This is a genomic window from Nocardia asiatica NBRC 100129, from assembly GCF_000308415.1.
Lineage (GTDB): Bacteria > Actinomycetota > Actinomycetes > Mycobacteriales > Mycobacteriaceae > Nocardia > Nocardia asiatica.
On sequence record NZ_BAFS01000209.1, the window covers coordinates 93,184 to 106,088 of the forward strand.

The following is a 12,905-nucleotide window of genomic DNA, read 5'->3' on the forward strand; positions in this document are numbered from 1 at the left end:
ATGAATCACCCTCTTTCAGCGGAACGAGCGAGGCCCATGCCCTCCATGGGCATGGGCCTCGCACTCGTGGAGCTGCCGGGAATCGAACCCGGGTCCTCCGCCGCGTCTTCAGGGCTTCTCCGTGTGCAGTCCGCTGTGCCTCTACTCGGATCTCCGGGTCCCGCGGACAAGCCCGGATGACGATCCCAGTCGCTGTTCGATGTCCCGCCCTACTCCGCGACCGAGTAGGACGGTTAGCCCTCTAGCTGATGCCGGCACCGGAGCCGAGGGCATGCCCCGGGCCGACAGAGACGCTCTGCTGGTTAGGCAGCGAGAGCGTACTCGCGCTGATTGGAATCGGCGCTTAATTGGTTGCAACGACGCTTACGGTGGTCTCTTGCCTGCACCGACACGCTTCCCCTGAATCAACGTACGCAGTCGAAACCGTTCAGCCCCGTACGCCCCGGCACCTTGCCGGCTGTTCATGTTAACACCGGTCAGGACCGGAATCATCCCATTATCCCTTGGTGGCGGCCACCACACCCGACAGTGTCGGCGGCTGCCATGCCGGAGGTCATCGGCGCAGGTCAGCTCGGCTGGCGCCCGGCGCGCGGCGCTCCCCGTCCCGGCCCCGCCCCCTGACTCCGACCCGACCCGGCCCTGCCCACATGCTGGTCGCGGTCGTCCCACGCGGGGCGCGGGTAGCCACGACCGTCATGAGCAGGCCGCACATGGTCAGGCCCGCTGCTGCGAGGTAGATGGGCCTGGGGCCGGCAGTGGAGTCGGCGATCAGGCCGCCGAACAGGCCGGCGCAGGCGGCTGCGACCTGGTACCCGGAGGCGTTGACCGCCATCGCCAATGTCGGGGCGTCGCCGGCGGTCATCATCACGCGAGCCTGCATGCCGGGGATGATCGCGAAGCCGAACAGACCGATCACGACAACTGCCACCCCGGTAAGGGCTGTCGAGGTCGCAACGAACCAGGTGCCGACAAGGGTTGCGGCCAACAGGCCGAGGAAGGCGGGTTGGAACAGTCGCGGGTTGCGATCGTAAAGCGTGCCGCCGACGAGGTTGCCAATCGTCGCGCCGACACCGTAGGCGAGCAGGAGAATCGGCAGACGGGTCGTGGAGTGACCACCCAGATCCGTGAGAAGGGGCGCGAGGTAGCTGAACACCATGAGCACGCCAACGTTGCCGACCGCGGTGATGGCCAGCGCCAGCAGCACCGGCGCTTGTCGCAGCACTCGCAACTCCGAGGCCGCGGAGGCCCGACCCTCCTCACGGGGCGGGGTGAGTTGCCAGAACACCAGACCCAGGCCGATCAGGCACTCAACAGCAATCGCGGCGAACGTCGAACGCCAACCCCACTGACCGCCGATCTGGGTGCCGATGGGCGCGCCGAGGATCATGGCCAGGTTCATCCCGAACGCCAGCCGGGCAACCATGGTCCCGGCTCGCTCAGGTGGCGCGGACTGCACCGCGATCACGATGGCTTGGGCGAAAAATGTCGAGGTCACCAGTGCGGTGATCACCCGGGCTGCCAATAGCAAGGAGAACTCGGGAGCAAGAGCGGAGACCGCATTCCCGACGACCGCGACAGCGAGCAATCCCAACATCAGTGGTTTCCGGTCGGCACCGGCGGTCACCGCCGTGAGCACCGGGCCGCCGATGATCATGCCGACGGCGTACGCCGTGACCGACAAACCCGCGGTGCCGACGGTGACCCCGAGGTCGGTGGCGATCTCGGGCAGGATCCCGGCCACCACGAACTCGCCGGTGGTGATGCTGAAGACGCAGAACATGAGGATGGCAAGTCGAAGCATGACCAGCAAGGTAAACTCTCACGTCGACGTGAGAGTCAAGCCCCGAGTCGTGAACGGAGCAGCCAGGTGAAGATCGGCGAACTGTCAGATCGGACCGGAGCCAGCGTCCGAGCGTTGCGCTACTACGAGGAGAAGGGCGTCCTGACCCCGGACCGGACCCCCAGCGGATACCGAATCTTCGCCGACTCCGACATCCACAAGGTGGCGCACATCCAAACCCTGCTCGCGGCAGGCCTCGGCATGGACCTCATCGGCGAAATCCTGGCGTGTCTGTCCGGCGAATCCCTCCTGCTGGACCAGTGCCGTGAACGTCTCGAAGCAGAGCGTCGCCGGATCACCGGCGACATCGACCAACTCATCCACACCCGATCACTGTTGGACGAACTGCTCGCCACCACTCGACGAGACACTTCTGAACCATCCGTCGCGTAACCACCAGCCCGACTGTCACAAACGTCCTGCCCCGCCACCTCTACCCGTTCGCGAACACCGCGCGTTCCACCGCTAGGGCATTCCCGGATGCTGGTAGCCGATTCTCCCGGCGCGACGGCAAACCCGACTTACACTGCACGAGCCGAACGATCGGCTCTGAGCAGCGGATCTCGATTTCAGACTAAGGAAACACTTTGGCAGTTCGTATCATTCGGAACAGGTTGCTGCGCCTGTCCGCCCTCACCGTCATCGCCGGGCTCGTCCTGGCGGGTTGCTCCGCCTTGCGAGACAAGTCGGCCGAAGCGTTCGAGCCGGGGGTCACCAAAGACCCGTGTCCGAACGCCGTCGACAACCGCAAAGGGTGTATCCACCTCGGCGTGCTGTCCGATCTGACGAGCGGGCCGTTCGCCGCGCTGGGCAAGGACATTCACAACGGCCAGCTGGCGTTCTGGAAAGCCGTGAACGAGGCGGGCGGCATCGGCGGCAAGTACGAGGTGGACATCGCCACCCACACCGAGGACACGAACTACGATCTGCAGAAGCACGCCGAGGCCTACCGGCGGATCGAGCCGCACGTCCTGGCGCTGTCGATGAGTTTCGGCACCGTGCAGACGCAGAAGGTACTTCCCGAGATGGACGCGGCGAACATGGTCGCCATCGCCGGAACGCTGTGGTCGGGTTGGCAATTCGAGAACAGCGACAAGGGCCTGCTGCTGGAGTCGGGCTACTCCTACTGTTCGGAGGCGATCATCGCCCTGGACTGGATCGCCGAGCACCTGGCGAAGCCGAACTCGATCGCCACGGTGAGCTACCAGGGCGACTACGGCGGCGACTATTCCACCGGCGCGAAGAAATGGGCTTCCGCCAATCGCGTCGACATGGTGGCCCACATCGACACCGAGCCGAACACCCAGATCGGCAATCAGGACGCGGCGGTCGCCAAGATCCTCAACGCCGGAGCGGATCTCGTCCTGCTGGCCACCGGGCCGGCGGAGGCCGGCGAGATCATGGGCAAAGCCGCGCTGGCCGGCTTCCCCGGCCGATTCCTCGGCTCCGGCCCGACCTGGAACGGCGGCCTGTTGAAAAGTCCCGCGGCGACGGCGATCACCGCACGCTACAACATGACCTCGCCGCTGGACGGCTGGGACGGCACCAGCTCGGGCGCCAAGAAGGCGCGGGCCTCGGCCACCAGGGAGCCCTCGACCTGGGGCTACAGCGCGGGCTGGATGTTCTCCTATCCAATGAAGGCGTTGCTGACCCGCGCGGTCAACGAGGGCAAGCTGACCCGCAAGGGCGTCCGGGAAGCGGTGCACGGCCTGCGCGTCGACTACGAGGGTGCGATACCCGAATATGTCTACGGCGCGGCCAAACCCGACCTGACCCGCCAGCGGGCGGTCATCGAAGCACCGGAACAGACCGCGCCGCTGGGCGCGAAAACCCTGGCGGTGGCGTATCACGGCCCGACTCAGGACCGTATCACCCTCACCGAGCCCTGCGTGCAGCCGTAAGAGAGCCAGATATGTCTTTCCACGAATTCTTTCCTCGGTTACTTCGACCAGCAGCCGCTGCGCTCGCACTCGGGCTCGTACTGACCGCCGGGTGTTCGACCGCGACGCCCGCCGCCGCGCCGGGCGTCACCCGCGAACCATGTCCACACGCGATCGACCGCGACAAGGGCTGTATCTATCTGGGCGTGCTGTCGGACCTGAACAACGGTCCCTTTGCCCCCCTCGGAAGGTCCCTGCAGGAGGGGCAGCTCGCGTTCTGGAACGAGGTGAACAAGCAGGGCGGCATCGGCGGCTACGAGATCGACATCACCGCCTACACTCGCGACACCGCCTACGACCCGCGCAGGCACGTCACCGAATTCGAGAACGTGGCGCCGCACGTGCTGGCGCTGGCGATGAGTTTCGGGACCGCGCAGACGCTGGCGGTCCTGCACGAGATGGACGAGGCGAATCTGGTGACCGGGGCGGGCACGCTGTGGTCGGGCTGGCAGTATCGCTCCACCGACCGCGATCTGGTGCTCGACGACGGATTCTCGTACTGCACCGAAGCCGTGCTCGGCCTGGACTGGTTCGCGCAGAACCACTATCAGCCCCGCACGGTCGGCGTGGTCGCCTACCGCGGCAACTACGGCGGCGACTACGCCAGCGGGGCGCTCAAGTGGGCGTTGGACAACGGCGCGACGATCACCGCGCGCATCGACACCGGTCCCAACACCGAGGTAGGGAACCAGGACTACCCGGTCACCGCGATCATGGCCGACCCGCCCGACGTGGTCCTGCTGGCCACCGGGCCGGGCGAAGCAGCCGAGATCGTCGGCAAGCTGGCGAGATCCGGCTACCAGGGCCGATTCCTGGGCTCCACCCCGACCTGGAACAGCGCGCTGCTCAAGTCTCCGGCCGCGCCCGCGCTCACGGCGCTGTACAACTACACTTCGCCGTTCGACGGCTGGGACGGAACCAGCACCGGGGCCCAGCGCGCCAGGAACGCCGCGACCAGCGAACCGACGAACTTCGGCTACAACCTGGGCTGGGCGATCTCCTATCCGATGAAGGCCCTGCTCACCAAGGCAGCCGAGACGGGCACTCTGGACCGGCCGAGCCTGCGCAAGGCCCTGGCCGGGCTCACCGTGGATTCCGAGGGCATGGCGGCGCCGCAGACCTACGGCCGGGACGAACCCGACGTCGCGGCGCAGCGCGCGGTGGTCAACGAACCCGACCCGTCCACGTCACTGGGTTCGCGCACGGTGGTCGCCGAATACCGCAGCCCCACGCTGAAGCGGATAGCGATGCGGGAGCCCTGCACGAGATGATGCGCCACCGGCGGACCGCGGTGCCAGGCCCAGTCACGCCGCGGCGATGAGCGCGACCGCGGCCAGCGCGAGGACCAGGCCGACCTGCTGCTGCCGGTGGACCCGCTCACCGAGCAGCACCATCGCCAGCAGCACGGTCACGGCCGGATACAACGAGCCGATGACGCTCACCAGCGACAGCAGTGATCCGTGGAAGGCGTACAGCAGCGCCGCGTTGCTGATGACGTCCAGCACGCTGATATAGCAGGCCAGCCGCAGCGGCTCCCCGCGCAGCCGGCCGGACTCCCTGGCGACCAGCGCGGCGAGCCAGACCACCCCGGTGGCCGCGACGCGCTGCATGAGCAGCGGCCACAGCCCCGACTCGGCCGAGGTCTCGTGCAGGAAGACGAAGGCCAAGCCGTAGGCGGCGCCGGAGCCGATGGTGAGCGCGGCGACCTTGCGGGTGAACCGCAGCTCGCGTCCGCCGATGATCTCCTCGGTCACCTCGTCCGGCGATTCCCGGCTCACCAGGAGCACCGCGACCAGCGCGAACACGACGCCGGCGAAGGCGAGCGGGCTGGGACGCTCGCCGCTCAGCAGCCCGGTGAGCACCGGAATGCCCGCCACCAGCACCGCCGTCAGCGGCGACACCACCGCCATCGGCCCGTCGGCCAGCGCGGCGTAGAACCACCACACCGCGACGCCGCTGGTCACCCCCGCCGCGGCGCCCCACACCAGCGACGCGGCGTCCGGGCTCCCGGACACGAACGGGAGCACGGCGAGCACCAGCAGCACCGAGAACGGATAGGAATAGATGACCACGCGCAGTGCGGTCACCCGCCGCGAGGCCACACCGCCGTAGAAATCGCTCACGCCGTAGCCCACCGCGGCGGCCAGCGCGAGCAGGACGGCGGTCAACGCATGCCTTTGACCCGCCGTCCCAGCTCGCGGGTGACCTCTCGCTCGGCGGTGCGCCGCGCGAGGTCCTGGCGCTTGTCGTAGTCCTGCTTACCCCTGGCCAGCGCCAGCTCGACCTTCACCTTGCCGTCGGAGAAGTACATCGACAGCGGCACCAGCGTCTGGTTGCCCTCCCGCGACTTGCCGACCAGTCGCTCGATCTCGCGCTTGTGCAGCAGCAGCTTGCGCACCCGGCGCGGCGCGTGATTGGTCCAGGTGCCGTGGCTGAACTCGGGGATGTGCAGCCCACGCAGCCACACCTCGCCGTTGTCCACCGTCGCGAAGGCGTCCACCAGCGAGGCCTTGCCCTCACGCAGGCTTTTCACCTCGGTGCCGACCAGCGCGATCCCGGCCTCGTAGACGTCCAGGATCGTGTAGTTGTGCCGCGCCCGGCGGTTGGTCGCGATGACCTTGCGCCCCTTCTCCTTCATAACGGTCCACTCTAAGTGACCCGGCAACCGTATTATTCCCGCAGGTCGCAGACGCCCTAGCCGCTCGGATGCAGGACGATGTAGAGGGCGAGCACGGCGAGGAAAGCGACGAGCAGGATCACCGTCGACATTCGCGGCGCGCCGGGACGTGCCGGCGGCGGCCTGCGCCGCAGCCATACGTTCTCGACCGACGGATCGCTGCTGCTCCGGACAGGCGGCGGCGCGTCCGGGGCCTCACCCCCTGAAGAGCCGGAGGAAATCTCTTCACCCGCATCGCTGGAACCCTCACCCGGTGCCATAGCCAGCACGGTAGCCGCCACAACGGCGATCTGCCGCAATTCCCGCGCCGCGCAACAGAGTTGGAACTCAGGCCAGGCGCCGCCGGAACGCCTCGCTGGAGGCGCCGCTCGCCAGGTCGACCGTGTGCACGCCCAGTTCGACCCCGCCCTCCGCGAGGTCGAGGACCATGAAGCCCAGCTCGTGATAGGTCTCGTACAGCGCACCGTGGCCCGCGCTCGGGCTCGGCCGCGGCTCGGGACCGACCGTCTTCGCGGCGGCGCCCGACACGATCTGCCTGGTTCCCTTCGACGTCGCGGTGGGCTCCAGCACCTGCAGCGAGTGATCGTGCCCCGACAGGATGAGCTGGCACCGGCCGAGCACGTGGTCTTCGATGAAGCGTTTCACGTGCACGCCGTTGATCGGCTCCAGTGCCAGACCCTCGTAACGGCCCGCGTCTCCGTGCGGGCCGTTGCTCAGATACGGCTGGTGCGTACAGGCGATCTTCCACGTGGCGGACGATTCGGCGAGGGCGCGATCGAGCCAGTCGCGCTGCTCGTTCATGAACTGCCCGTCGACCGCCCAATACGGCGAGAAGATCGGCGGCACGTAGGCGGCCAAGGGATTGACGTCGAGGACGAAGAACTCTACGACAGGGTCCCGCTCCGGGATCCGCACCGAGTAGTAGCGGCTCGGCATCCACCAGCGCCGCGAGTTGGCGTGGTACTCGACCTCGGCGTTGCCGCGCAGCAACCAACCGCCGTCGCCGCCGAGAACCGAGCTGTTGTCGTGGTTGCCCAGCACCATCAGCCACGGGAAGTCCAACCCCGCGTTGGGGTTCTCGAACTTGTCGGCGAACTGCGCGTCGGCCGCGCCGGCCGGTCCGTGCTCGTAGATGTTGTCGCCGAGACCGAGTGCCAGCGAGACGGGTTCACGGCCGTGATACGCGCGCATGGCATCGGCGACCGCCCACTGGGTGCGGGTGCCGGTGCCCGCGTCGCCCGTGACCAGCACCCGCACCCGGCGATCGGCCGGGAAGGGGAACTTGGTGACGCCCTCGGCGACGGGCACCGCATGCGCGGGTGTCCGGCCGATCAGCGTCGCCCCCGCCGCGAGGGCGGCCGCACCGCCCAGGAACTCCCGGCGCCCGATCGTCTCGCTCTCGCTCACGCTGTCCTCCACAGTCTTCGGCGCTCCCGGACGCCGACCATCCTCGCCCATCGGTGTGCCGCGCGCAGAGGACGGCTCACGCGGCGGCGAGTACTTCGAGCACCTGCTCGCCGTATTTCGCGAGCTTGTTCTCGCCGACACCGCTGACGCCGCCGAGCTGCGCCATACTCGTGGGCTTGCGGGCCGCTATCTCGCGCAAGGTGGCGTCGTGGAAGACGACATAGGCGGGAACACCCTGTTCCTTCGCCGTCGCCGCGCGCCATTCGCGCAGCTTCTCGAATAGCGGAAGATCGGTGGGTGTCAGGTCGGCGGCTGCCGCCTTGGCGGCCTTCGCGGCCCGGGCGGGCTTGGGCGCGCGTTCGGGCTCCCGGCGCAGCAGGACTTGCCGTCCGTCGAACAGCACCTCGCTGCTGGCCTCGGTGAGCGTCAGTACGCCGTACTCGCCGTGGACGGCGAGCAGCCCGTGCGCCAGCAATTGCCGCACCACACCGCGCCATTCCGTATCCCGCAGGTCGGTGCCGATGCCGAAGACCTTCAACTCGTGATGGTCGTGCTGTACGACCTTGGGGTTCTTCTTGCCGAGCAGGATGTCCACGATGTGGCCGGCGCCGAAGCTCTGGCCGCGTTCGCGCTTCAACCGCAGCACCGCGGACAGCAGCTTCTGCGCGGCCACCGTGCCATCCCAGGATTGCGGCGGTGACAGGCAGGTGTCGCAGTTGCCGCAGGGCAACCCCGGCTCGCCGAAGTAGGCGAGCAACTGGGTCCGGCGGCAGGCGACGGTCTCGCACAGCGCGAGCATCGCGTCCAAGTGCAGCTGCAGCTGGCGGCGATGGGCGGCGTCGCCCTCGGAGTTGTCGATCAGCTTGCGCTGCTGCACCACGTCGTTGAGCCCGTAGACCATCCACGCCGTGGAGGCCAGTCCGTCGCGACCGGCGCGACCGGTCTCCTGGTAGTACCCCTCGACCGACTTCGGCAGATCCAGATGGGCGACGAAGCGCACGTCGGGCTTGTCGATGCCCATGCCGAACGCGATGGTCGCCACGACGACCAGACCGTCTTCGCGCAGGAAGCGCGACTGGTTCGCCGCGCGGGTCCGGTGGTCCAGACCCGCGTGGTACGGCACCGCGGAGATGCCGTTCTCGGTGAGAAAGGCCGCGGTCTTCTCCACCGAATTGCGGGAAAGGCAGTAGACGATCCCGGCGTCGCCCGCGTGCTCGGTGCGGATGAATTCCAGCAACTGGCGCTCGGGACGGTTCTTCGGCTCGATCCGGTATTGGATATTGGGCCGGTCGAAGCTGGACACGAAACGGCGGGCGCCGCCGAGGTCGAGACGCTGGATGATCTCGTCGCGCGTCTTCTCGGTGGCGGTCGCCGTCAAAGCGATTCGCGGGATATCCGGCCACCGCTCGTGCAGCACGGAAAGCGCGAGGTAATCGGGACGGAAGTCGTGACCCCACTGGGAGACGCAGTGTGCTTCGTCGATGGCGAACAGCGCGATCTCGCCGCGGTCGAACAGCTGGGCGGTCGAGTCGAGGCGCAACCGCTCCGGCGCCAGGTACAGCAGGTCGAGTTCGCCCGCGACGAATTGCGCCTCGACGGCCCGGCGCTCGTCGGGATACTGGGTGGAGTTGAGGAAGCCCGCGCGCACGCCGAGGGCGCTGAGCGCGTCCACCTGGTCCTGCATGAGGGCGATCAACGGCGAGATCACCACACCGACGCCGGGGCGCACCAGAGCGGGCACCTGATAGCAGAGCGACTTGCCGCCGCCGGTCGGCATGAGCACCAGCGCGTCGCCGCCGTCGATCACGTGCCGCACGATGGCGCCCTGGTCACCACGGAAGCTGTCGTAACCGAAGACTCGGCGTAGCACCTGTTGCGCCGCAACGGATCCGGCGTCCGATCCGGACGCGTCTTCGACCGCTACAGCCGCGAAATCATCGGGGGGATTCACCCGGCCCATCCTACGAGCGCCCGGACGGCGCGGTGCCGGTGCGGTTCGGCGTCCGCCCTGCTCGACAGCGGAGTTGTGCACATGTGCACAACCAACGACGAAATTCTCCGTCATGCCCCGCTGACCTGGGTGAATCCTCACCTGGGCGAAAATTCCCCGCCCTGCCTGCCTCCTGCCGCGCTGTTATGTTGTGGCCCATGGCAACAGGAATCGGAACCAGGGCCCGCGCGGTGCTGCTCACCGCCGTCGCGGCGGCCGCCGCGGTCACCGTGGCACTGCCTGCCGCACGGGCGCAGGCATATCCCGCGACGTGCTCGGACGGCTGGGAGGCCGGCACCGTCGTCGCGGGAGTCGGCAACCTGGAGAATCTCGATTCCGACGGGCACGGCGGTTTCTACGTCACCGGACTGATGGACGGTTACCTGGCGCATGTCGACCGCGCCGGGCAGCTGGAGAAGCTGGTCACCGAGGTGCACCGCCCGGCTGGCGTGCGCGTCGCCGGACGCTACGTCTACTTTCTCACCGGCGACGGGATCAGCGAGCCCCCGGGCACGCTCCAGCGCTACGACATCGAGACCGGTGCGGTCAGCGTGCTGCTCACCGGGCTGAACGGGCCGAACGGCTTGCTGATGCTACCCGACGGCAGCCTGCTGTTCACCACCATCGGCCTCAACGGCCCGAACGGGATCTCCCGCTACTGGCCCGAGACGAACGAGTACGAGCGGGACTGGTCGAGTCTGCCGCCCGCCAACGGCCTCGCGCTGGCCGCGGACGGCGAGTCGGTCTACGTCGACACGCTGACGATGCAGATCCTGCGGGTCCGGCTTGACGACCCCGCACACCCCACGGTCGTCTCCGGCGTCCCGGACTTGATCGCGCTGCCCGACGACATGGAGGCCACCCGGGCAGGCGCGCTCTTCGTCGCCGACCATATGCTCGGCGCCGTCTATCAGGTGGACACGACCACCGGCGCCACCTGCGCGATCATCACCGGCTTGATCAAGCCGGGCCCGTCGCGCAATCCACCGGACGGCGCCACCTCGGTCCGCATCGACCGCGACGGTGATTGCTGGGCGCTGTTCGTCACCAGTATGGACGGCACGCTGCGGCGCCTGCGTCCACCGGCGGGCGTCGACCTCACTCCAGCGAACCCCACGCGGGCCCGATAGTTCTACCTGCGTGAGGTCGTTTGTGCCCATTGGGAGAGGGGGCGAGTCCGCGCCATTGTGACGGCCGACGCCGTGGACAGGGCACACGCACGTCGCCCCCGCTGAGGAGGCTCCCGCAGGTCCGAGCTGCCGATCTGACGCTCGACAGCCGATTCGCGAGACGGACGGTAGACGACCAGTCCGCGACCATGTCCGGGCGGGACTTGGTCGACAGCGCGAAACGGAGCGGTCACCCGCGCAGTCGGTCCAGAACCGCGTCGTGGAGCAGGCCGTTGGTAGCGATGGCGTCGCCGCCGTGCGGACCGGGTTTGCCGTCCAGCGAGGAGAAACGCCCGCCCGCTTCGCGGACGATGATGTCCAGGGCCGCCAGATCCCACAGCGAAACCTCCGGTTCGGTGGCGATGTCGACCGCGCCTTCGGCGAGCAGGCAGTAGCTGAAGAAATCGCCGTAGCCGCGGACCCGCCACACGTCGTCGGTCAAGGCGAGGAAATGCTCGCGCAGCCCGCGCTCGCGCCAGCCGGAAAGACTGGAGAACGCCAGGCTGGCCGAGCCCAGGTCACCGACGGCGGAAACCGAGATCTGTTCGGCTGCCCGCTTTTCGAAGCTGGACCAGGAACCCGACCCCGCGGCCGCCCACCAGCGCCGGACCAGGGCGGGCGCGCTCACCACGCCGACAACCGGTTCGCCGTCTTCCAGCAGTGCGATCAGCGTCGCCCAGACGGGCACCCCCCGCACGAAGTTCTTCGTGCCGTCGATCGGGTCGACCACCCATTGCCTTCCGCTGAACTCGGCAGCGCCGCCGAACTCCTCACCCAGCACCGCGTCGTCCGGCCGGGCCTCGGACAGCACCTGCCGGATCGCCCGCTCCACGGCCAGGTCGGCGTCCGAGACCGGCGTCAGATCCGGCTTCGCGTCGACCTTCAGGTCCAGCGCACCGAAGCGAGCCCGGGTGATCGCGTCGGCGGCATCGGCCAGCCGCAGGGCCAGTTCGAGATCGGAGGAATACACAGCCACGCCCCGCACCCTATCGGCCCGCCCGGTCACACCCATTCCGGTCCCGGTGACGCGCAGCCGAGCCGACACCTCGTCCATGCGAAGGACTCGGATGAGTCGGCGGTGTCCGCCTTCACCGCCGATGGACACAGAATGAGCGGGCCCATCCCACGCTGAACCACAATCGGCGGCCTCCCGCCGGGTGACGATCGACCCGGCGCTCACACCGCGCTCTCCGCGCTCAGCCCACGCGCTCCAGCGACCGGGCCGCGGTCAACGCGCTCGCCCACCAGTGCAACTGGTCGAGCAGCGCCGTCGCGGCCTCCGCGAATGCTTCGGGCTCCAGCAGCTTCCCCTCTTCGTCGAAGAGCAGGTAGTAGCGCGGGAACGACACATAGTTCCGCACCGTGTGCGCGTTGAGTTCGTTGAAGATCTGCCGCAGGTGCTCGATCGCGAGCAGGCCGCCGGAGGCCCCGCTGTAGCCGACGAAACCGATCGCCTTCGCGTCCCACTGGGTGAAATGCCAGTCGATGGCGGCCTTGAGCGAGGCCGGGACGCTGCGGTTGTAGTCCGGCGTGACGATGACGAACGCGTCGGCCGCGTCGAGCCGCCGGGTGAGCTCTGCCATGCCGTCCGGGCGCGGTGGATTCGGCTCGAGCGCCGGGGGCACCGCGGGCAGGTCCAGCGGAAGGTGCGCATCGGCCAGATCGATGACATCCACCTCGAAGGAACCGTGCCGCCGCGCCTGTTCGGCGAACCACGACGCCACGACCGGCCCGAAGCGTCCCTCCCGGACGCTGCCGATGATCACCGCGAGCTTCAGTGGGGTGTCGGACATGCTGTATCTCCTCGGATCTCGGAGCGACCCGGGCGGGCCGCCGAACTCAATCTGCTGCGCGGCGCGCCGGGCAGGGAGACCGCCGCAAG

Annotated in this window: 12 protein-coding genes and 1 other RNA gene; 4 read left to right on the forward strand and 9 right to left on the reverse strand. The window is 68.3% G+C overall.

What is annotated here, in order from left to right; all coding sequences use genetic code 11:
• Positions 1-64: 64 nt before the first annotated feature.
• Together ssrA and ON27_RS20450 are read right to left on the reverse strand one after the other, a co-directional pair.
• Positions 65-435: a transfer-messenger RNA gene (ssrA, locus tag ON27_RS40850) on the reverse strand.
• Between the two features lie 118 nt (positions 436-553).
• Positions 554-1,801 (reverse strand): MFS transporter, encoded by a 1,248-nt coding sequence (locus ON27_RS20450; RefSeq protein ID WP_083887693.1) that lies wholly within the window; start codon positions 1,799-1,801, stop codon positions 554-556.
• A gap of 66 nt (positions 1,802-1,867) precedes the next feature.
• On the opposite strand from ON27_RS20450, the gene ON27_RS20455 reads away from it, so the two are divergent.
• The 3 genes from ON27_RS20455 (at position 1,868) to ON27_RS20465 (ending at position 5,051) form a co-directional block, all read left to right on the forward strand.
• Complete coding sequence (locus tag ON27_RS20455) at positions 1,868-2,233, forward strand: MerR family transcriptional regulator (protein ID WP_043729938.1); 366 nt, start codon at positions 1,868-1,870, stop codon at positions 2,231-2,233.
• Between the two features lie 194 nt (positions 2,234-2,427).
• On the forward strand, positions 2,428-3,741 hold the full coding sequence (locus ON27_RS20460; protein ID WP_051046813.1) for an ABC transporter substrate-binding protein: 1,314 nt from the start codon (positions 2,428-2,430) through the stop codon (positions 3,739-3,741).
• 11 nt (positions 3,742-3,752) lie between these two features.
• Entirely contained in the window at positions 3,753-5,051 is a 1,299-nt protein-coding gene (locus ON27_RS20465; RefSeq protein ID WP_051046814.1) for an ABC transporter substrate-binding protein, read from the forward strand.
• A 33-nt stretch (positions 5,052-5,084) separates the two neighbouring features.
• On the opposite strand, the gene ON27_RS20470 is transcribed toward ON27_RS20465, so the two are convergent.
• The 5 genes from ON27_RS20470 to recQ form a co-directional block, all read right to left on the reverse strand.
• The gene (locus ON27_RS20470) at positions 5,085-5,948 is read right to left on the reverse strand and encodes a DMT family transporter (protein ID WP_174377860.1); all 864 of its coding nucleotides are present in this window, start codon (positions 5,946-5,948) and stop codon (positions 5,085-5,087) included.
• The gene (gene smpB / locus ON27_RS20475) at positions 5,945-6,418 is read right to left on the reverse strand and encodes an SsrA-binding protein SmpB (protein WP_043729939.1); all 474 of its coding nucleotides are present in this window, start codon (positions 6,416-6,418) and stop codon (positions 5,945-5,947) included. The genes ON27_RS20470 and smpB overlap by 4 nt, the downstream gene beginning before the upstream one ends.
• A gap of 56 nt (positions 6,419-6,474) precedes the next feature.
• On the reverse strand, positions 6,475-6,717 hold the full coding sequence (locus tag ON27_RS20480; protein WP_043729942.1) for a WLR motif membrane protein: 243 nt from the start codon (positions 6,715-6,717) through the stop codon (positions 6,475-6,477).
• Between the two features lie 67 nt (positions 6,718-6,784).
• Complete coding sequence (locus tag ON27_RS20485; RefSeq protein ID WP_043730063.1) at positions 6,785-7,864, reverse strand: metallophosphoesterase; 1,080 nt, start codon at positions 7,862-7,864, stop codon at positions 6,785-6,787.
• A 76-nt stretch (positions 7,865-7,940) separates the two neighbouring features.
• On the reverse strand, positions 7,941-9,824 hold the full coding sequence (gene recQ / locus ON27_RS20490; RefSeq protein WP_051046815.1) for a DNA helicase RecQ: 1,884 nt from the start codon (positions 9,822-9,824) through the stop codon (positions 7,941-7,943).
• 188 nt (positions 9,825-10,012) lie between these two features.
• Between recQ and ON27_RS20495 the strand changes: the two genes are divergently transcribed.
• The gene (locus ON27_RS20495; protein WP_043729945.1) at positions 10,013-10,984 is read left to right on the forward strand and encodes an NHL repeat-containing protein; all 972 of its coding nucleotides are present in this window, start codon (positions 10,013-10,015) and stop codon (positions 10,982-10,984) included.
• A 229-nt stretch (positions 10,985-11,213) separates the two neighbouring features.
• Here ON27_RS20495 and hisN read toward each other — a convergent pair whose 3' ends face one another.
• Both hisN and ON27_RS20505 read right to left on the reverse strand, forming a co-directional pair.
• Positions 11,214-11,999, reverse strand: a complete 786-nt coding sequence (gene hisN / locus ON27_RS20500) for a histidinol-phosphatase (RefSeq protein WP_043730067.1) — start codon at positions 11,997-11,999, stop codon at positions 11,214-11,216.
• 220 nt (positions 12,000-12,219) lie between these two features.
• The gene (locus ON27_RS20505) at positions 12,220-12,816 is read right to left on the reverse strand and encodes an NADPH-dependent FMN reductase (protein WP_043729946.1); all 597 of its coding nucleotides are present in this window, start codon (positions 12,814-12,816) and stop codon (positions 12,220-12,222) included.
• Positions 12,817-12,905 lie beyond the last annotated feature (89 nt).